Below are 19,584 nucleotides of genomic sequence, written 5' to 3' on the forward strand. Positions count from 1 at the left end.
TTTTGGGCTAGTCAGCAGTAATGTTCATTATAATTATTTTATCCATTGCTCATGCAATATTTCCAAGTTACAGTAAATATAACCTATTAGAAAGTGAGTGATTATCGTGAGAAAAAACAAATCATCCGTTGGCAATAAAACTATTTTAGAGGAACGGAAGGGATAATCACATAGGTTATCTCTCCCGAATCGCAAATTACGGAGGGAAAACACACTTATGTCATTTAGCTATTATGGAGAACTATGTACGGAGGTTTATGACCTGACCAAGAGAGTAGGACATTCTTTTGGTGGGGATGTTGAATATTATCAAGACAAGCTTAAAGATTGCAAGGGGCGCATTCTCGAGGCGATGGTTGGTTCTGGTCGTGTAATTATCCCACTTCTGGAAGCTGGTCTTACTGTTGATGGGGTGGACTATTCAGCTGAAATGCTGGCTTCTTGCCGAAAACGCTGTGATGAACGTGGACTGGATACGAATTTATATCAAGCGGACTTGTTAGAGCTTGCCTTGCCACATAAATATGAGGCAATTATTATTGCTGGCGGATCATTTTTGTTAATTGAACAGCGTGAAGCTTCACTAAAGGTTCTCAATCGACTGTACGAACATCTCGAACCAGGTGGCCGTCTGATACTTGATCTATTTTTGCCTGAAAAGGACTTCGACAGCTCTCATCTCGGTAACTGGGGTGGCTCAGCAACTTATCACTTTCCTAATGGTGATATCATCACGATGGAAGGTAAATGCGTAGAGGCCGATATTTTCTTTCACCAGTATAGAGTGGACTATTTGAAGTATGAAAAGTGGCGTGATGGAAAGCTAATTCAAACTGAATTGCAACGTTTTGCACTACGGTGGTATGGGGTAGAAGAATTCAGGTACATTTTGCAAAGCATCGGGTTTACAGACATAACAGTTTGTGCTGATTTCGAAGATGGGAAACAACCTACTGACGGCAGTCAGAAATTTGTTTATCAGGCAATAAAAAAATAAAGCTTGTGTATCCAAGCCGGCGAGCCCCTTCATTTATTTAAAATGAAGGGGCTATCTTATAGCTTAGTGAACTTGAATAAAACCGCATAAAAACTAATAAAACTGAATAAGGCGGTTGAAAAAATGAATTAAACGGTATATAGTTGAATTATATCAGGTGGATAACAGATAATTCGGGAGGGAAAAGGCATGTCGGAGGAAGGTTTAGGGATGTTTGCGGAAGAACGTAGGGAGAAGATTCTTGAGTTACTGCACCAAGAAAATCGGGTATTAGTCAAAGACTTGGCGGAAAAGTTCCAAATCTCTATTGATTCGATTAGACGTGACCTTTCTATTATGGAGGAAAAAGGGTTACTCAAAAAAACTCACGGCGGCGCGATACCATCTATGAAAGTCCGGCAGTCCGCCCAACCTCCAGAAAAGCGATACGGTGAAGGATCATCGCAAGGGAATGCTATTGCTAAACTAGCTGTATCTTATATACGAGAGAATGACACCGTATTTATTGGCAGTGCCTCTATTTCTTACGTGTTATTGAATCATCTACCTGACCATATGCCGCTAACTATTGTAACCAATAGTATGCGGGTAGCAGACGTATTACGTGAACGGGAGTGGATAAGTACCTATTTAATTGGTGGACTTGTAAAACCTTCTGGTAATATTACAGATGTGCTTGCGAACGAATTGGTTCGTCAATTTAAGTTTGATATCAGTTTTGCTACTGGAGGCGGTATCTCTGAGGAGGGAATATTTGTCGCTACTCCAGAAGTAGCGGCTTTTGGTCGAGTGGTCTCTGCTGGATCCCGCCGCCGCATTGGAATTGCAACACACCATTCTCTTGGTAACGATGGGTTTGCGAAGGCTGGGCAGATTGAGGATTTAGACATATTAATTACAGACTGGGATGCTGACCCAGAAGCGATCGAACGGATCCGTGTACTTGGGGTTAAAGTGATTGTAGCGCAAATGGAAGATAGTGAACGAAAATAAATTTTATAAATCGCAATTATCATAAGGAAAAGGCAGCCGATAGTAGTGGCTGTCTTTTCTCGTTATGTAGGTAGTTTTCTTTAACAATAATAGTGAATATATGGTACATTTAAAATGAAATTCTACAAGGGGGGACGTTTATTCAACATGAAAAATCTCAAACTTGTTTTTCTGATATTTGTTTGCTTTGGATTATCAGCATGCTCAAACTCAAGCAATAATCATAAGCAACCCATCCATACAGGTAGTGATATCTTAAAAACGTTCGGTGATGAAGACTTAATTCGGATGCAGGAATTTGTAGATAGATTCAATAATAAAAAACATGATTACGTTCTAGCAATTCCGCCTTTTCTTGATGGGGGATACACGATCTACGATTTAATTTCAGATGGTAAAATGGTAACGATCAAAAGGGATAGTACGAGGGACATGTATGGAGGCAGTAAATCAACATTCACGTGTAAGGCGATGAAGATACAAGAAGAAGGAGATGAGCAGCAGCTCGTGCTAGGCAATTGTGAGGCGGAAGAAGGAAACGTCGCCGAGTTGGCGTTTTTTACTTTCAACGGCGATCTCACACGATAGTAAAATAATAAATCAACTATAAAGGAAAGTTGGTTAACACGATGGGGAGGAAATACAGATGAAAACTTATCAAATCGATATTATGGAAAGACAAGAGATCAAGTTGGTTGGTTTTTCACTAATTGAGAGTTTAAACAATGTTTTAGAATCGAAAATTGTAGTGGCGTTACGAGAGGACTTGGAGGAACGAAAGTTTGAAGTTGAAGACAGGGCAGGATCAGGTATTTATTTACTTCAAATTTATTCTCATGAGGGTGAATGGACTCATCATGTACCCTATCAACATGTTATTGCTTTTGAAGTGAATTCATTTGATAGAATCCCTAATGGGATGATAACGTACACAGTACCTCCTGGTCGTTTTGTTAAAATTGTACATAAAGGTCTTGAATCACAGATTGGAACCACGTATGAATTTATAAACAATAAGTATGGTGGTAGACCAATAGATATTGAATATTGGAACGATGTTCATTCATTAGAAAGTGAAGAGGGTCAAATTGATATTTATATACCTGCTAAATAATAGGATCCTTTATTTTGTGCAATTCAATAAATGAAGATAACGGATAACTATATAGCAATAACCATTAGGAAAAGGCAGCCAAAACTTTCGGCTGTCTTTTCCTCGCTATTATAGTGTGTTTTCATGGCTGAATAGTTAAATTTGAAATAGAAAAAAGTTAGCGTAGAATCACAAATAGAAGATGTAGGGGGGCTATGAAGTGAAGTACATTATTTTGACTGGAGCTTCGCGTGGGATAGGCGAAGCCCTTAGTAAAAATCTTTTATCACATGATCATCATTTGTTGTGTATCTCAAGGGAAAAGAATGATTTACTAATTGCTCTAGCTCAATCCGAAATGCATAAGTTGGATTATTTCCAATTTGATTTGAACAACGTACACGATATTGATGAATGTATGAGAGGAATTTTTGAGAAGATTGATACATCTAATGTTGAATCCTTATATTTAATCAATAATGCTGGAATTGTTTCTGATCAACTTATTGAGGAGATGGATCCAAGTTCAATAATTGAGCTGATGAACATCAATTTGGTTTCACCGATGATTTTAACTTCTACTTTCATTAAATACTCGGAACATATGAATGTTGAGAAAAGAATCTTAAATGTCTCATCCGGATCATCCTTCAATTTGTCTTCAGGTAGAAGCTGCTATTCCACATCAAAATCGGGTTTAGAAACATTTACAAAGAGCATTGGCATAGAAAATTCCAAAGTCAAAATCATGGCAGTTAGACCAGGTATGGTCCATACGGATATGCAATCTAACTTCACTTATATGAAAAATCTAAAGACTCCCGAATATGCCGCAAATAAAATAGTAGCTTTATTGATGGAGAAATTCGAACATGGAAAAGTAGTGAAAGCTTGGTAACAGAAGATTTTATTGAATTTATTTGGGCTCAACCTAAAAATTAGCGTTTGACGGAAAGTGAGACCAAGCGATTCCACTTTACCGTATTTTTCTCTTCTCTTGTCGTATGTGACTGTATTTTATACAATCAAAACCGTTTCAAAAACGTTTTAATTGTCCCAGACTGTATTTCATACAGGCTAATTGCATGATAAGTAGATAAAGAGCTTCTAACGACCGTTTTGATTGTATCATTTCCATTCAAACACAATGAAACATGGGGAATAAGCTATTTGAATGTACAATATCCATTCTAAATCATCCTCTAATGGAACTGGAGTCAATACTGCCCTTTTATAGTTTTTACGATGCTTTTAGCGCAGTTGTTTGGTGTAAAAATAGAGGGATTGAAAAAAAATAAGACATTCCTAGAGGAAAGTATATCTGTATTGCAGAAATCCGTAAGCTATTGAACTATTACTATTTTGCTAGGGAGGTGCTCTTTTGATTCAAGTGAATGTGGTTTCTGCTTTAATTTTCGATGATTCTAACAAAAAAATATTAATGGTTTTGAATCAAAACGAGAAATCATCGTATTGGAGTATTCCTGGTGGCGCGGTCGAAGCGGGTGAAACGTTAGAAGAAGCTGTAATACGCGAAACGAAAGAAGAGTCAGGATATGATATTGAAATTACCGGTATTTACTCGGTTAGGGAAGCTCTTTTTACAGAAAGGGGACACCATGCCGTACTATTTACTTTTTTAGCAAACATCGTAGGTGGAGAAATGAAAATCTCGGACCCTGATGAAGAAATAATAGAGGTTCAGTGGATGGATCTTGAAACGGCAAATGAATGTATGAACTATTTACCCATTAAATTAAAAATAAAAAATAGAGAAAATGTCGTATCAATTCCTTATCTTTTTCAGGGGACTGTTTAATAGAAAACAGAACGGAGGCAGCATATGAAAGAGCGTCACTTCACATATAACATTAGCAATGCTACTTTAGGTTATGAAACCGAGGTTGAGTGACTGAAGGTTCAAGCAACGATGGGATGGGATAAAGAATTTCGAAACTTAAAATGGTATGGATTGCAAAATGGAATGAGCGTGTTAGAACTCGGCAGTGGTCCTGGTTTTGTAACTGAGCAACTAGTTAAGAGTCTGGAGGATAGTGAAATTACAGCTCTGGAGATCGATTCAAAGCTATTGAACGAAGCTAAAAACAGGTTAGATCATATATCTCCATCCAGCTTGAAGTTTGTACATTCATCGGTGTATGACACCGGACTCCCTGAGGGCTCATATGATTTTGYCATAGCAAGGTTACTCTTTCTTCATTTACATAATCCGGAGGAAGCTGCTCGTGAAATCTATCGTGTACTAAAGCCTGGAGGAAAATTGGTTATCATTGATATTGATGATGGTATTTTTGGAGCGGTCCATCCAGACCTTAATTTGTTACCTTCTGTGTTACAGAAATTGGCGAACTATCAAGCTTCAAGAGGGGGCAATCGGTATATCGGGAGGAGTCTGCCAAGACTCTTAGCAAATACAGGTTATGTTGATTTAGATATCGATAATGTTATTCAGCATAAGAGTATTAACAATTCTCCAGAAGCCTATGCGATGATGAACTATGTAATGGCATGTGGAAAAAAACCTGATCACTTGAAAATAGAGACAATATAGCCTAGTAAAAATACTCTCAGAGGCAAGATTTTTAAAATAAAGAAGGGGAGCTCCTTAGACTTCCCTTGTTCAATTAAGCCATCTTTTAGTTGAACAAGAGCTTATCTACTATTTTTAAGGATTGAATATACATATGTATCGTATGCCTCTCCATTTTGATACATATAATCCTTCAAAACGCCTTCTTTTTGAAATCCAGCTTTGGTTAGCAATTTAATTGATGCTTCATTATCTATAAAAACAACTGCCCCTATGCGAGTAAGACCAAATTCATCAAATCCATATTGAATTACTTTAGATACAGCTTCGAAAGTATAGCACTTTCTCCAGTGTTCTGGATGTATTTCATAACCTATTTCTGCTCGTTTATGTTTGGGGGACCATACATTAAATCCAATAGTTCCAATTATCCCTTGATTTCCTTTTATTTCAATTCCCCAACGAATTCCTCTTTTCTCTTTGTAACTATTTGCAAAAAAATCAACAAATGCTTCTGCTTGTTCTATATGATCTAATGTTTCTTGTCCATAATATCGAGTCACATTTTCATTGGAAAAACAAGTGAATATGCCTTCAGCATCATTCTTTGAGATTTCTCTTAGTATCAATCTTTCTGTCTCTAATGTTGGAAACATTTTTTCTCTCCTCCCCATTTCTATAAATAGTAGCAACTTATTTAACAGACCTACCTTTTTAACTGAATATCGCTTTGTTACTCATTTGGAAAATTTTAATAGTCTGAGTTTATCATAGGTCGCATCCATTGAGAACAAGAGCGTGATATACTTCCATTAAATGGATTGGAGGAGTGTTTGTGAGAGTTGCTTGTTCTGCGGGTGGATTAATTGTAAAAGACAACAATGTGCTACTAGTAAAAATTACGTATGGTGCAAATAAGGATTATTGGATGTTGCCGGGCGGGTGTGTGGAAGACGGGGAAACTTTCGAAGAAGCAGCCATAAGAGAAGTAAAAGAAGAAACGGGGATTACAGCAAGACCTAAAAGACTTATTGGAGTTAGAACAGGATTAAAACAGCTTCATAATGAGATGGAGCATAGAATATATTTCATCTTTGAGATGGAAATGGTTTCAGGTGAACTAATTGCTGATGGTTCTGAAATTTCAGTAGTAGAGTATAGACCAATAGATGATGTACTTGCCGATTCCATGGTTGTAAGTTTAACGAAAGAATTTGTACGTTCCTATAAAAGTGTAGAGTCAAACTCCGGCTTATCCAAGGTGAAGACTGATATCCAAACGAACAATAAATACATTAATTATGATGCATATACGTTATCATAGAGGGAATTAAAAGGGAGTGGTTTTTAGATGAAGAGAAAGATAGGGTGTTTGCATGCCCACTACACCAACATCGAGTACATACAAAATGCTATTGCTTCAAATGATGTAGAACTAGTGCATTTTGTAGACCCTGGCCTAATGAACAGAATTGCTTCGGATGAGTCCTTTGATGTATCAAAAGCTAAAGCCAAGGTAAATGAGCAGATTGAATGGATAGCAAATACTAAAGTTGATGCCATTCTAATTACCTGTACGAACTACATTGCGATTCTTGATGAAGAGCAGCTAAAGACATTGGTTCCTATAATAAAAATAGACGAGCCATTCTTCCACCAAATTTGCAGTATAACAGAGCCACAAGTACTGCTATTCACAAATCCGGCAACTGTCGAAGGAACAATGAGAAGACTTAATGAATTTGCGATTATGCATAAACAAACAATAAATATTGAATTGCAAGTCGCACCGAATACATTCGAGCTAATCATGCAAGGAAAGAAAGAGCAGTATGTTAATGAGTTAACTAATTATATGAAGAATCTGCTTGTCACTCACCCAAACAAAATCGTTTCAGTTGCTCAATTATCTATGGTTGAAACTGCCGAGAAGGTAGAGCGTGAAATGAATGTGGAAATCGGGAATCCATTGCGAACATTGGTGTCTTATTTTGAACTAATAAAAAAGGAGTGATTAAAAAATGATACTAGAAAATAAGCAAGAAGTCCTGACTGTAATTAATTCGGATGTTACTAATTCTAGCTTTAATAATGTTCGGGCAGAGCAACTCACTATGAACGATGTGAATTTGACAGGAATGAATATCTCCGATGCTAATTTGAGTGAGCTTGTCATTGATGGTGCACAGTGGGGCGGCGCACATTTTCAAAACATTGGATATGGAAACCCATGTCGACCAGATGTAGATCATAACAAACGTCCTGTGCAGTTCTCAAATTGTAATTTACAACAAGGAGTACTTACTGATTGCGATTTAACGAATGTTCAGTTAAAAAACTGTAATATTTCAGGTTTGATAATAAATGGAGTTAATATTGAAAGCTTAATCAAACAGTATGTAGCTACCGAACACAAATAAGAAGTAAATATACTACACCCCCTAAAGTTTAGTCGGATTCACATTTAGGATTTTCCGATAGCTACTTTAAGGGGGGCACTTTAGTATCGTGGTCAACTTAGAAGCCAGTTTACTTTACACGCTGACGAACGATTTTCTCAACAATTAATTTGTGACCGAGCACAGCTCCGATGCGAATTACTCCCGTTGTTCTACCGGTAATAATGTGGCGATGGCCGTCTGCGACTGCCGTTTGGATCTGAAATCGGTGAAAATGGTTCACGCCAGTTCCAATATTAAGGCCTGTTCGTCCGGAATAGTTATGACGGTGATTATCTGCAGTGGTTGTAATTCCTCTGAAGTTATGGCGGTGTCTTCCATCCTCAGGGATGAATAATCAGTCAAGTTACCAAATGCATGCCTGTGTCCGTTAACTAATGTGGTCAATCCTTGCATTCGATGTTTGAATTGCACGGGACCACTGCTTCCTTGCTGTATTTTGATCATATGAAAATCAATCCTTTCTATTAAGAGATAATAATAGAGTATGTAGATTCCCTTTGCATTTCTTGGATAAATGACTTATATAATGACATTTCCGCTGCAGTTATGGATAATATGGCGCGTCGAAAGGGGAGTCGGAGGTGGAGGAATAAGAAAAATAGTTGCTGGGAAAATGTCGAATGAAACTACTAACTGTAGGCTTATATTAAAATAAGTATGCGAAACAACCTTCTCATTTTTTTATGGAAGGTTGTCCCTGTAATTAATAACTTTGAATTATAGACGGTGTCTATTTTGGGTAAGATTTACGGTTACATCTGGAATAGAGAGATCCATTTTCTATAACTGAATGACCCAAAAGTGATGCCTATTCGTTAATATTGAACTCATTCCGAATTACTTAAGCAATGTAAGTATCACCTCTATCGTATTATCAACAAATGATCGCTCTGGACGAGATTTCATTAATACGGTTAGTCCAATTAACGATACGATTAGCGACTGTGATAAAGCCTTCGCGTTTACACCGATTTCGAGCTCACCTGTTTGTATACCTCGTTCAATGGTTTCTTGAAATATGACTGATAGGTACATTTGATGTTCCCTTGTAAGAATTTCAAATTTCTCATCATGAGGCGCAAGTTCGACCATTGTATTGATGCAAAAGCATCCACGGCTGCGATTTTCTGTATAATCCTCAGCAACCACTCCCTCAAAAAAAGTGCGGAATGCTTCTTTTACAGATGAATTGATTTGAAGTTTGTTTCGGACATGAATAGCTCGGGACATCGTGTATTTGCGCAGCGCGGCTTCGAACAATTCTTTTTTGTCTCCAAAAGCCGAGTATATACTAGGCTTTTGAATTCCCATTCTGGAAGTTAGATCGTTTAATGAGGTAGCCTCATATCCCTTCTCCCAAAATAGCTGCATAGCTGCATCTAGTACTTTTTCTTCGTCAAATTCGCGGGTTCGTCCCATAATCAATACCTCTCGTTACTCTTGATTTTTTTCTGAATTGCTCAATAATCCCGATCACATGTAAACGCCTTTATTTACGTACCGAACAGTATATTATAATTGTATAGTTAGCCGATATTATTGTCAAATGCGGTCAGTTTATTCTAAATAGGGAAGATCATATATGAAGATATTAACCATTTAAATCTAATACGTTTATTGACAGCGATAGTTTATATGCGTTATATTAACTGGGCGATATATCATACCGTTCGGTACAATATTATGCTCAGCATTTAAAATTTATGGAGGTAGGGTGTGTACAAAATGGAGGAGATTAAAGAAAAAGTAGCAATCATAGCCGATATAAAGGCGAATTCGTCACAGGTGACGCTTTTCACATCTGATTCAGTTCATGGTTCTTCCATGCCACGCTATGTGACACTATTGTTTGCGGTTGCCTGCGGGATGTCTGTTGCCAATATCTACTTCGCACAACCACTACTCGATAATCTGTCGAGGGAGTTCGGTATTGACTATTCAATCATTGGCATTCTCATTACCATCACTCAGATCTTTTATGCATTGGGACTGTTGCTGCTGGTGCCGCTTGGCGATTTACTGAACCAGCGCCGATTGATTATCGGTCAGATGTTATTATCCATGATAGCTCTGGTTATAGTAGGCACTGCCTCCAACAGCACAGTACTATTCGCAGGTATGGCTTTGGTGGGACTGCTTGCCGTTGTGACGCAGACTCTTGTGGCATTCGCGGCGACAATGGCTGCCCCTGCCGAACGCGGACGTGTCGTTGGCATGGTAACAAGTGGAATTGTAATTGGCATACTTCTTGCGCGAACCATTTCAGGAATATTAACAGATCTTGCGGGTTGGCGTTCCGTATATCTGGTTTCTGCTGCGTTGATGCTTCTTATGGTTTGTGTATTATTTAGGGTGTTACCAAATGTTGAGCGTGAGGTAAAATCACTGTCCTATCCCCAATTGCTTAGGTCGGTGCTTATGTTGCTCGTACAAGAACGGATATTACGCATCCGCGCTATTCTGGCTCTACTGATTTTTACTGTTTTCAGCATTTTGTGGACTCCATTAGTACTGCCTCTTAGCGCGCCGCCATTATCTCTTTCGCACACTGCAATTGGGGCGTTTGGTCTCATGGGAGTTGTTGGAGCTTTAGCTGCAGCAAGGGCGGGTAAGCTAGCCGATCGAGGTTACGGACAGAGAACTACGGGCGTAGCTTTGATCTTATTATTGCTATCATGGTTGCTAATCAGCTATACAGAACAGTCGCTGTTCGCATTGGTCATTGGGATTGTACTTCTAGACTTGGCAGTTCAGGCCGTTCATGTGACTAATCAAAGTATGATCTTCGCATTGCGTGCGGAGGCGCGCAGTCGGCTAGCCGCCGGGTACATGGTTTTCTATTCCATCGGAAGTGCTGCCGGTTCCATTGCTTCGACCCATATCTATGCACAATATGGTTGGAACGGAGTATGTCTGCTAGGGGCCACTGTTAGTGCTTTAGCTCTTCTGTTTTGGGCAATGTCGAGCCGTACTACGGCTGTCGCATTAAAATAATAATAAATAATATTAAAATTTTGAATAGGAGAGATTGTCCATGGAGATAGGTATTACTTCGTTTGTAGAAACAAAGCCGGATGTTCAGACTGGTGAAATGGTGAGTCATGCACAGCGATTGCGTGAAGCTGTCGAAGAAATAGTCTTTGCCGATCAGGTGGGACTTGATTGTTTGCATAGGTGAGTATCATCGGAAGGATTACACACCTCAATATATGGATAGATATATCTAAAATAGAGGGATCTTCATGGCTTGATATACCACGGTGTTGGGAGTTTTTAATTGATGGATTATCTTGTAGATCCGTGTTATGTTCATCGAAGAATATATTGCATATCATTTTTTTTATAATAAAAACTACACTTGCAAAGGAACAGAATCTGCATGCTATATAAAAAAAGTTTATTTTTCAAATTGCTGGTTGGCATGCTCATTGCTGTCGTATTACCATTTGGACTATCTAATCTGATCTCGTATAAAACCACATCGGATTCAGTAGAAGAGCAGGTTATCGCGCTCAACCAGAAAACGATGGAGATCGGCATGGACAATATGAAACGTTATTTGACTAACCTTAACAGATTGTCGGTTGCGTTCTATAATGATCAAACCCTTATGAATTATTTGCGTTCTAGGGAAACAGCCCCATTCCAAATGCTTTACATTACCGATAAAGTCTCAAACTTATATAACAGCTATTCTGAATTAAAAGCGGTACGTTACGTTAGCGCGGGAAGCGGTCAGACTTACATGAACTCGCATTCTGCGCTGTTGGAGTTATCTCTTCAGCTGTCACCTTCGGAAATTCCGAAGAAAGAGGGGGAGAACTGGGATGTAAGCCGGGGGTATGAAGTATTGATGCTTGGTGAGGAGAGGGTATTGGCTTTCCATAAACCGCTCGTCGATTACCCGAAGCCAGATGTTCTCGGTCTTGTTTCTCTCTATGTAGGACAAAAAGAAATCTCTGAAATCATTCGTCCATTGTCCGATGCCCAAAGTGGAGAGACGGTATTTCTTCATATTCAAAAGCAATTTAAGCTGCTTTATGCAACCGACCTGGAACCGGCTGTGGAATTTGACGGGCCGCAGTCGCAACCGGAGCATTGGGGTGCGCGAGGTTATGTGAATGGAAAACTTGACGGGCGAAAAGGAGTATTTGTGTACGTTCAGGATCAGTATCAGGATTTACCGTTGTCACTCGTCAAATTCATACCAGCTGATGTCATCACTGAGGCGGCTAAACGGACTTTAAACTTTACTTTGGTTCTTCAACTCATCGCTCTCTTTTTTCTAATCATATTCGCATCCATCTTATCTTATCGGACTATTGCTCCGATTAAGAGACTGCTGCGCAACATCGTGCAATTGGAATCGGGGAATTTCCGAGTTAGGGAGACTTCCGGGCGTATGGACGAGATCGGTGTGTTGGAACAGCGTTTCCAAACGATGGTCGGCAGGCTGGACGACTTAATCAACAATGAATACCGCAGCCGATTGGAGCTTACGACTGCAAGGCTCAAAATGCTGCAGGCGCAAATCAATCCGCATTTTTTATATAATACTTTGCAATCAATCGGAACGATGGCACTACGCCACCGCGCCGACGAAATCAGTGATAAGATTGCCGAGCTCGGTGCAATTATGAGATACAGCATGGATTTGAAATCGGAAACCGTACGCCTTCAAAAGGAAATCGAGCATATCGAGCACTATTTGTCATTGCAAACGGGCAGATTTAAAAATAAGCTCTCCTATACACTTTCCTGCCCGAGCGAGGCTCTGTCCATTAGCGTTCCGAAGATGATCCTGCAGCCGTTGGTGGAAAACAGTATTATACATGGCATAGAAATGGGCAAGGGAACAGGAACGCTTCATATTAGCATTGAGCTTGACCGAGATCTCGTGATTCGTGTTATGGATAACGGGAAAGGAATCGAGCCTGAAGTGCTGGAAAGAATCAGAGTGAGTTACGATAAGCGTCAATTGCAAGGACCGGATGAAGGTGGTATCGGGCTCCTCAATGTGCTTCATCGTTTGCATTTGACTTACGGACCAGATTTCGAATGGGACATAAGCAGCATCCCATATGAATCAACTGTTATTACGCTTCGTTTTCCAGTTGAAGTTAGCATCGTAGGAGGGGAATGACCTTGAAAGTTTTGATCGTGGATGATGAAGAGCATGTTCGGGAAGGCATTGATTTGGCTATAGATTGGGATAAATTCGGAATTTCCGAGCGGCTGCAGGCTGAGGACGGCCGACAGGCAATCGACTTGCTGCGGCTGCATAAGCCCGCTATTATGTTTTGTGACATGCGTATGCCGGGAATGGACGGTACGGAGCTTTTGCGTCAACTTCGTGAAGAAGGCTTTGATACACAAGTCATTGTAGTCAGCGGACATGACGATTTCCAATACACGCGTGCTGCACTTCGGGCGAATGGACTTGATTATTTGCTTAAGCCTTTCTCCAAAAGGGATCTTGAACAAGTTCTTGAACAAGCTGTAATGGCATGGAAAGACCGGGAAGTGAGTCTGCTGGAAGAGAGGGAAACTGACTTCAAGATCAAGTGGGCCGACTCTTTAGTCTATGAGCAGAAGCTGGCGGCTTATTTAAAGGGGGAATCTGTCTTTCATGAGGGGTTGCGGGGAATGCTGCATAAAGTGGGTCTTTCTTCAGAACGTCTACGGGTGTCGCTGATACTGCCATGCAATCGCATGGATCTTGTGGATCGTCGTTTCATGGGTGATAGGGAGCTCTTTGTTTTTGCAATCAATAATATTGCCCATGAAACGCTTAGAGCCTATGGCGCTCATTACTTATGCAGATTCGATGATTACCAGTGGGTTCTGCTAACGGCCTTGACTGTCAGTTATCAGTCAGCTTCCGAGCACCGACGCTGCATGGAGAAGGTAACCAAAGCATGGCGGGACATATTGGAGCTGGACACACTTGTAGGAATATGCGATTCGGAAGCTGACGCTGCTGGATTGCCGGGTGCTATCGGTGAAGCTCGCTCTGCCTTATTGAATTCTGATATAGGGGAATGTTCCGATAGAGCGGTAATCACCCCAGGAGAGTCCCCACGATTGACGGATCAACAGTTTCTGCTGCAAACCACCCTTGATACCGGCAATAAAGCTTATGCAGCCGAGATTATTCACTCTTTCGTTGAAAGCCTCAGGCATAGAGGGAATTTTCGTTTGAAAGATCTACAAGCCTGCACAATCGAGGCCAATCTCCTATTGGAGCGGGCCAGTCGTCTGATGCACGCAAGCAAGGAGGCGTCGAATCTTATGATGCCGCTGTGGATTAGCGATTTGAACGAATGGGAGAGAACATTCATTCAGCATTGGTGGACCCTCATGGAGGAGCAAGGGCAGGGCGGCTTGGGTAACCGCGGCGTGAAGGCGATCCAGGAGTATATCGAACGACATTTTCATGAGGATTTGTCACTATCGGTTCTGTCGGAACGTTTTCATTTCAGTCCACAGTATATCGCCAAGAAATTTAAGGAGCTATACAATACGACCGTGATGACTTATTTAACCGAGATTCGGATGGATAAGGCCAGGTCATTGCTCCAATTTACGGACAAGCCGGTCTCGGAAATCGGCAATTCCCTCGGCTACGACGACGAGAATTACTTCGGTAAAGTATTCAAGAAGCAGCAGGGCGTCTCACCTCTACAGTTCCGGAAGCAGCACCGAGATTCATAGATTCCTTTTTTAGGTGAATATATTCCCTGCCCCTGAGCATACGGAGAAGATACAATCGGAGTGTAAACAGGATTCATTCTAATTCAAGGGGGATAAACACAAATGAAAAAGTCGATTTCTATGGTCTGCACTATGGCATTTCTTATGGCTTCCTTAGTGGGCTGCGCTGGTGGAGGGGATGCCCCAAAAAATAATTCCGCTTCTCCGAACAGCACGTCCAAATCAGGCGAGGGGGAAAAAGTGACCCTTAAGCTGCTGCAGTTCAAAGCCGAAATCACCGATAAAGTAAAGGCGATGGCTGACGATTACACGAAGGAAAATCCGAATGTCATCATAGAGGCTCAAGTAACAAAGGATTACGAAACGATTCTCAAAACCCGCTTCGCTTCCGGTGAAGAACCTGATATCTTCATGACCAAAGCATTCTCCGATATTACGGATTGGTCCGGCAAGCTTGTCGACTTGTCTAATGAACCCTGGATGAGCAAGGTATCCCCTTCCGCAGTGGCGGGTATGACGGTTGACGGCAAACAGCTTGGCTTTCCGATTGCCTTCGAGGGATATGGCTTCATCTACAACAAGGAACTCTTTGCCAAAGCGGGCATCGATAAGGTGCCGACAACACTGACAGAGCTTACACAGATGAACGAAAAACTAAAGGCGGCCGGCATACAGTCTTACGCCGAGGGCTACAAGGAATGGTGGATACTCGGACAGCATCTGTTCAATTTACCGTTCGCAGCTGAAGAAGATCCTATAGCTTCCATTGATAATATTAATAAAGGCCAACTGAAAGTCAAAGATATCGCCAATATGAACGGGTTCTTCGATGTTCTTGACTTAACCGTAAAATACGGCAAAGGAGCGGAATCCGTCGGTGTCAGCTATGATAACCAGGTATCCGACTTCGCGTCTGGCAAAACGGCTATGATGCAGCAGGGCGTATGGACCATCGATTCGATCATGAAAATCAACCCGGACATCCAAATGGGCATGTTCGCGATTCCATTGAACGATAACGCAGCTGAAACGAAAATGCCAGTAGGCGTTCCAGGTTATTATGTACTTAACAAAAATTCCAAGCATGTGGACGAAACGAAAAAATTCCTGATATGGCTCCATCAAAACGGCCAAAAGTATTTAGTCGATTCCTTTAAGTTGATTCCTGCTTTCACTGATCTGAAGACGACTCCGGAGCTCGGACCTTTGGCGAATGATCTGAGCAGCTACGTGGAGAAAAACCAAACACTTCCTTGGGCACACACGTTATGGCCATCCGGTTCGAACCAAGAGTTCGCGAAGCCGCTTCAGGCATATGTCGGCGGGCAATTTACGAAAGATCAGGCTATAAACGAAGTTCAGAACATTTGGAATGCCCGCATAAAAAATTAATCCACCTATCACCGTGACTATTCGATGTATGGCTTCCGTAGTTGGGGCATACATCGAATGGTTTATAGAAAGATAAAGGAGACGGACAGTATGAAATCGAGAAATCGTAAGCTATGGACGTATGTGGTATTTGTCGCTCCTGCTTTATTTTTTTTCACTCTGATCATCCTGGTGCCGTTTTTGCGGGCCATTATATATTCATTTCAGGATTGGAACGGAATCAGCAGCGATATCGCCTGGGCCGGTTGGGACAACTATGCGACGATTTTGAAGGACACCGGGTTCCATAAGTCGTTTGCTTTCACACTTAAATTTGTGTTTGTCATTACAATCTTGTTGAACGTGTTCGGATTTTTGCTTGCTTTGGTGCTGAACTTATCACTGAAAAGCCGTAATCTTCTCCGAACCGCTTTTTTCCTTCCTTACGTCATCGGACCTGTCATCATCGGCTTCATATGGCAGTTCATTTTCACGAATCTGTTTGCAGAAATTGGAAAATCAACCGAGTGGTCCATGTTTATGAAAAACTGGCTAAGCTTGCCGGGCTATGCTTTCTGGTCGTTAGTCATTGTCAGCGTATGGCATTCCGTCGGATATTTCATGGTTATTTACCTGGCGGCGCTTCAAGGCGTTCCGAAGGATTTGCTGGAGGCTGCGGAAATTGATGGTGCCGGAAAATGGAAACGTATGCAAAACGTAGTTCTGCCGCTTATTCGCCCGGCGATGACGATCAACTTGTTTTTGGCGATTTCCTCCGGGTTCAAGTCTTTTGATTTGAACTTCGCCCTAACGAGAGGCGGGCCGTTCGGATCGACGGAATCGATCGCTTATCACATTTACTTGGATGCATTCACGAAGAACTTGTTTACTCTTGCTTCGGCGAAAGCAGTCGTGTTCTTCCTGGTGCTGGCAGGTATCACTCTTGTGCAAGTCTCGGCAATGAAACGCAAGGAGGTAGAGATGTGAATAACGGTCGCTACAACATAAGAACTCTCGGACTCGAGCTGCTCATGGTTGCGCTGGCACTAATATTCTTTTTCCCGCTGTACATGACGTTTATCAACGGGTTCAAAACCTACAACGAGGTCGTGACCTCCGTCGTAGCGCTTCCTGAGGTGTTCCAATTTAAAAATTTTGTCACGGTATGGAAGCAGATCAATTTCTTCGGCGTGTTCATGAACTCTATCATCGTCACTGTCGTGTCCGTAGTAGGCATTCTGCTTATCAGTTCTATGGCTGCTTACCAATTAGTTCGCCGCCCAGGTAGAGTAAGCAACGTGATTTTTATGTCCATTCTTGCTTCGTTGATTATTCCGTTCCAAACACTGATGGTGCCTCTTGTGAAGGTAGCTAAGGAGCTAGGCATCATCAATTCACTCCACGGAATTATTATTATGTACTGGGGCTTTGGCGTTCCGCTTGCGTTATTTCTGTACCATGGCTTCATCAAAGGAATCCCGCGCGAATTAGAGGAGGCGGCTCACATTGACGGGAGTGGTACGTTTGGGGTGTTTTTCAGGATCCTGCTTCCGCTGCTCAAGCCAATCACCACGACAATCGCCATTTTACATTCACTCTGGATATGGAATGACTTCCTGCTTCCACTAATTACACTGAGCAGCGATAGTACCAGAACGATCCCTCTGGCAGCAAACATTTATTTCGGCCAATACACGAATGAATGGCATCTGGCGATGGCGGCTTTAACGATGGCAGTTGTCCCGATCATCCTGTTCTTCCTGTTCATGCAGCGTTTTATTATCCAAGGTATTACGTCCGGTGCAGTGAAAGGTTAAGACCACTCAAGGGGAGTTATCTTTGGAGCATGTCGTGCAGCACATAAGAAAATAGTCTTATTTCACGGAAAGGCGGCCATCATTATCGGCTGCTTTTTCCCTGTTAACGGGCAGTAATATGAAATACATTTCAGAAAACTTCTTGTTTATTACCAAATTTATAAAGTATAATTTTTCCATCCATAAATGTGGCATTATAAAGTCCGTAGGGTTTTTAATGCATTTTATGAAAAGAAGGGGGAATTGTAAATGAATGAACAAAGTGAACAAAATAAAAAGGCATGGGAATATCGAGCCTATGAATTTTGGAATAAACGAAACGGTCCCCCTATGGATCATGCTAAACAAATAGTAGTAAACCCAATCGCAAGTCTTAAAAAGCATAAACAGTATTTTGAAAACGTTGCAGGCAAAAAGATAGCTAATCTTTGTGGCTCTAATGGCAGAAAGGCAGTTCCAATAGCTTTACTAGGAGCAGAAGTGACGGTATTTGATATTTCAGAAGAAAACAAAAAATATGCACTAGAATTGGCGGAGTATGCAGGTGCCTCTATTGATTTTATTGTCACTGATATTTATGATATAGACTTAAAAAAGTATGAGGGTCATTTTGACATACTTTATTTGGAAGGTGGGATACTGCACTATTTTAATGATATTGATAAATTGATGTCTATTCTTTATTCATTACTTAAAGATGGCGGGCAAATGGTTCTTAGTGATTTCCATCCATTAATAAAATGTTTGTCTTCTGGCAGTGATAAAGTCAATTATTTCGATAAGGAGTTACGAAGCGGGGATGTAGCATATAAGGGTTTCTTTAACGAGGATGAACAGCAAGATTTCCCAGACGTAACGATTAGATATTATACACTTAGCGACATAATAAATGCAGTAATCAAATCGGGCTTTAAATTAGAGAGGTTTGATGAACATCGTGGTTGGAATAATGAAAATATTCCGTGGGAATTTACTATTTTGGCTAGTAAATAGGKACTAAGAAGGAGAAATCATGATGGAAAAGCTAACGATAAATGATGAACCGATTGCAAAAGCAGAAATGCTTATTAGAAAATCAGTTGAAGAGGTATTTCAGGCTTTTATCGACCCTGCGATAACTACAAAATTCTGGTTCACCAAAAGCAGCGGAAAATTAGAGCCCGGAACAAGTGTTCAGTGGGATTGGGAAATGTACGGTGCTTCTACAGAAGTTGATGTAAAAGTAATCGAGAAAAACAAGCGAATCCTAATCGATTTTGGCTCCACGGTCGAGTGGATTTTTGTTCCTCGGGCAGAGAACGAAACTTACGTCAAGATCACTAACTCAGGGTTCAAAGGAACAGGGGATGAAATCGTAAAGCAAGCCATAGATTCAACGGAAGGATTTACGATTGTCCTCTGCGGTCTAAAGGCACTTCTCGAGCATGGTATCGCATTGAATCTTGTTTCGGATAAGGCTCCAGATGCCCACGTTATATGAAATAGCTAAACGAACGAATGAAGGAGCAAGATCTAATGATTCATGAAACAAACGGATCGTATTATGCAGTCATATTTTCAAGTCAACGCACTGATGGTGATAACGG

21 protein-coding genes and 1 pseudogene are annotated in these 19,584 nt (G+C 41.0%); 19 read left to right on the forward strand and 3 right to left on the reverse strand.

Annotation, left to right across the window (positions count from 1 at the left end; all coding sequences use genetic code 11):
• Nucleotides 1-217: 217 nt before the first annotated feature.
• The 7 genes from AC1DWN_RS06705 (at nucleotide 218) to AC1DWN_RS06735 (ending at nucleotide 5,655) form a co-directional block, all read left to right on the forward strand.
• The gene (locus tag AC1DWN_RS06705) at nucleotides 218-997 is read left to right on the forward strand and encodes a class I SAM-dependent methyltransferase (RefSeq protein ID WP_477558146.1); all 780 of its coding nucleotides are present in this window, start codon (nucleotides 218-220) and stop codon (nucleotides 995-997) included.
• Between the two features lie 210 nt (nucleotides 998-1,207).
• Complete coding sequence (locus tag AC1DWN_RS06710) at nucleotides 1,208-1,990, forward strand: DeoR/GlpR family DNA-binding transcription regulator (protein ID WP_477558165.1); 783 nt, start codon at nucleotides 1,208-1,210, stop codon at nucleotides 1,988-1,990.
• Nucleotides 1,991-2,137: 147 nt separating this feature from the next.
• Complete coding sequence (locus AC1DWN_RS06715; protein WP_477558147.1) at nucleotides 2,138-2,578, forward strand: hypothetical protein; 441 nt, start codon at nucleotides 2,138-2,140, stop codon at nucleotides 2,576-2,578.
• A gap of 58 nt (nucleotides 2,579-2,636) precedes the next feature.
• On the forward strand, nucleotides 2,637-3,104 hold the full coding sequence (locus tag AC1DWN_RS06720; protein ID WP_477558148.1) for a GyrI-like domain-containing protein: 468 nt from the start codon (nucleotides 2,637-2,639) through the stop codon (nucleotides 3,102-3,104).
• A gap of 199 nt (nucleotides 3,105-3,303) precedes the next feature.
• Nucleotides 3,304-3,981, forward strand: coding sequence for an SDR family NAD(P)-dependent oxidoreductase (locus tag AC1DWN_RS06725; RefSeq protein WP_477558149.1), 678 nt, complete (start codon nucleotides 3,304-3,306; stop codon nucleotides 3,979-3,981).
• Nucleotides 3,982-4,464: 483 nt separating this feature from the next.
• Nucleotides 4,465-4,902, forward strand: a complete 438-nt coding sequence (locus tag AC1DWN_RS06730) for an NUDIX hydrolase (RefSeq protein ID WP_477558150.1) — start codon at nucleotides 4,465-4,467, stop codon at nucleotides 4,900-4,902.
• A gap of 111 nt (nucleotides 4,903-5,013) precedes the next feature.
• Nucleotides 5,014-5,655, forward strand: coding sequence for a class I SAM-dependent methyltransferase (locus AC1DWN_RS06735; protein ID WP_477558151.1), 642 nt, complete (start codon nucleotides 5,014-5,016; stop codon nucleotides 5,653-5,655).
• 101 nt (nucleotides 5,656-5,756) lie between these two features.
• Here AC1DWN_RS06735 and AC1DWN_RS06740 read toward each other — a convergent pair whose 3' ends face one another.
• The gene (locus AC1DWN_RS06740; protein WP_477558152.1) at nucleotides 5,757-6,290 is read right to left on the reverse strand and encodes a GNAT family N-acetyltransferase; all 534 of its coding nucleotides are present in this window, start codon (nucleotides 6,288-6,290) and stop codon (nucleotides 5,757-5,759) included.
• 179 nt (nucleotides 6,291-6,469) lie between these two features.
• Between AC1DWN_RS06740 and AC1DWN_RS06745 the strand changes: the two genes are divergently transcribed.
• Genes AC1DWN_RS06745 through AC1DWN_RS06755 form a run of 3 tightly spaced genes read left to right on the forward strand, consistent with a single transcriptional unit; the run spans nucleotide 6,470 to nucleotide 8,054 of the window.
• The gene (locus AC1DWN_RS06745) at nucleotides 6,470-6,958 is read left to right on the forward strand and encodes an NUDIX domain-containing protein (RefSeq protein WP_477558153.1); all 489 of its coding nucleotides are present in this window, start codon (nucleotides 6,470-6,472) and stop codon (nucleotides 6,956-6,958) included.
• Nucleotides 6,959-6,985: 27 nt separating this feature from the next.
• The gene (locus AC1DWN_RS06750; RefSeq protein WP_477558154.1) at nucleotides 6,986-7,648 is read left to right on the forward strand and encodes a hypothetical protein; all 663 of its coding nucleotides are present in this window, start codon (nucleotides 6,986-6,988) and stop codon (nucleotides 7,646-7,648) included.
• Nucleotides 7,649-7,655: 7 nt separating this feature from the next.
• Nucleotides 7,656-8,054 carry a pentapeptide repeat-containing protein gene (locus tag AC1DWN_RS06755; RefSeq protein WP_477558155.1) on the forward strand — a complete coding sequence of 133 codons (399 nt, stop codon included), beginning with the start codon at nucleotides 7,656-7,658 and terminating at the stop codon, nucleotides 8,052-8,054.
• Between the two features lie 109 nt (nucleotides 8,055-8,163).
• Here AC1DWN_RS06755 and AC1DWN_RS06760 read toward each other — a convergent pair whose 3' ends face one another.
• Both AC1DWN_RS06760 and AC1DWN_RS06765 read right to left on the reverse strand, forming a co-directional pair.
• Complete coding sequence (locus tag AC1DWN_RS06760) at nucleotides 8,164-8,424, reverse strand: YmaF family protein (protein ID WP_477558166.1); 261 nt, start codon at nucleotides 8,422-8,424, stop codon at nucleotides 8,164-8,166.
• Between the two features lie 509 nt (nucleotides 8,425-8,933).
• Nucleotides 8,934-9,515, reverse strand: a complete 582-nt coding sequence (locus tag AC1DWN_RS06765) for a TetR/AcrR family transcriptional regulator (RefSeq protein ID WP_477558156.1) — start codon at nucleotides 9,513-9,515, stop codon at nucleotides 8,934-8,936.
• 405 nt (nucleotides 9,516-9,920) lie between these two features.
• Between AC1DWN_RS06765 and AC1DWN_RS06770 the strand changes: the two genes are divergently transcribed.
• The 9 genes and pseudogenes from AC1DWN_RS06770 to AC1DWN_RS06810 all read left to right on the forward strand — a co-directional run bounded on the left by AC1DWN_RS06770 (nucleotide 9,921) and on the right by AC1DWN_RS06810 (nucleotide 19,478).
• Nucleotides 9,921-11,090 carry an MFS transporter gene (locus tag AC1DWN_RS06770; protein WP_477558167.1) on the forward strand — a complete coding sequence of 390 codons (1,170 nt, stop codon included), beginning with the start codon at nucleotides 9,921-9,923 and terminating at the stop codon, nucleotides 11,088-11,090.
• A gap of 40 nt (nucleotides 11,091-11,130) precedes the next feature.
• A pseudogene (locus AC1DWN_RS06775) lies at nucleotides 11,131-11,293 on the forward strand (LLM class flavin-dependent oxidoreductase); the annotation flags it as partial.
• 182 nt (nucleotides 11,294-11,475) lie between these two features.
• Nucleotides 11,476-13,239 (forward strand): sensor histidine kinase, encoded by a 1,764-nt coding sequence (locus AC1DWN_RS06780; protein WP_477558157.1) that lies wholly within the window; start codon nucleotides 11,476-11,478, stop codon nucleotides 13,237-13,239.
• Between the two features lie 2 nt (nucleotides 13,240-13,241).
• Nucleotides 13,242-14,810, forward strand: coding sequence for a response regulator transcription factor (locus AC1DWN_RS06785; protein WP_477558158.1), 1,569 nt, complete (start codon nucleotides 13,242-13,244; stop codon nucleotides 14,808-14,810).
• 102 nt (nucleotides 14,811-14,912) lie between these two features.
• Entirely contained in the window at nucleotides 14,913-16,202 is a 1,290-nt protein-coding gene (locus tag AC1DWN_RS06790; protein ID WP_477558159.1) for an ABC transporter substrate-binding protein, read from the forward strand.
• 90 nt (nucleotides 16,203-16,292) lie between these two features.
• The gene (locus AC1DWN_RS06795) at nucleotides 16,293-17,168 is read left to right on the forward strand and encodes a carbohydrate ABC transporter permease (protein ID WP_477558160.1); all 876 of its coding nucleotides are present in this window, start codon (nucleotides 16,293-16,295) and stop codon (nucleotides 17,166-17,168) included.
• A gap of 44 nt (nucleotides 17,169-17,212) precedes the next feature.
• The gene (locus tag AC1DWN_RS06800; RefSeq protein ID WP_477558168.1) at nucleotides 17,213-17,998 is read left to right on the forward strand and encodes a carbohydrate ABC transporter permease; all 786 of its coding nucleotides are present in this window, start codon (nucleotides 17,213-17,215) and stop codon (nucleotides 17,996-17,998) included.
• Between the two features lie 249 nt (nucleotides 17,999-18,247).
• On the forward strand, nucleotides 18,248-18,991 hold the full coding sequence (locus AC1DWN_RS06805) for a class I SAM-dependent methyltransferase (protein WP_477558161.1): 744 nt from the start codon (nucleotides 18,248-18,250) through the stop codon (nucleotides 18,989-18,991).
• Between the two features lie 19 nt (nucleotides 18,992-19,010).
• A complete protein-coding gene (locus AC1DWN_RS06810; protein ID WP_477558162.1) occupies nucleotides 19,011-19,478 on the forward strand; it encodes an SRPBCC family protein in 468 nt (155 codons plus the stop codon).
• Nucleotides 19,479-19,584 lie beyond the last annotated feature (106 nt).

Source organism: Paenibacillus sp. P4_A7, from assembly GCF_056402455.1.